The organism is Acidovorax sp. KPB24-03 (assembly GCF_057546605.1).
Genome location: NZ_BAAJYR010000934.1, coordinates 1 through 591, shown reverse-complemented (window position 1 = coordinate 591; position 591 = coordinate 1). Strand labels below are relative to the sequence as shown.

At 75.0% G+C, this 591-nt stretch carries 1 protein-coding gene; it reads left to right on the top strand.

The genetic code is table 11. From position 1 onward, the window contains the following. The coding region (locus AC27KI_RS26885; RefSeq protein WP_487116960.1) for a PAS domain S-box protein at window positions 1–591 on the top strand (591 nt) is incomplete at both ends.

Below are 591 nucleotides of genomic sequence, written 5' to 3'. Positions count from 1 at the left end.
ACATGCCCTGGCCGCAGGGCGCCGGCGAGGTGGACGGGCTGGCGGCGGCCTGCCGCGGCCTGCTCGACGAGCGCGCCAGCACGCAGTCGCAGATGGGGCTGCTGCGGGGGCAGCTGCAGTCCATCCTGGACCACGCGCCCACCGGCATCATCATCACGCGCGGCGAGAACCTGCAGGTCGTGAGCCTGCAGGCCGGCCGCATGCTGGGCTACGAGCCAGCGCAGCTGCAGGGGCGGCTGGCCCGCGTGCTCTACGTGAGCGATGCCGAGTACGAGCACCTCAAGCGGCGCGTGCGGGCGGAGTTCTCGGCGCACGGCACCTTCGATGGCGACGTGTGCTTCCTGCGCCAGGACGGCAGCGCGGTATGGGCCCGCGTGCTGGGCCGCTCGGTGCGGGGCGCCTCAGGCGATGCGGGCACGGTCTGGATGCTGGAGGACCTCACCGCCGCGCGCGAGGCCCGCCGCCGCGAGAACTGGGCGGGCGGGCTCGACGCCCTCACGCAGTTGGCCAACCGCGACGCGTTCAGCCAGCGCCTGCATGCGCTGCTGGCCGACCGCGCGGCCCGCCCCGACACGGTGCAGGCGCACCCGG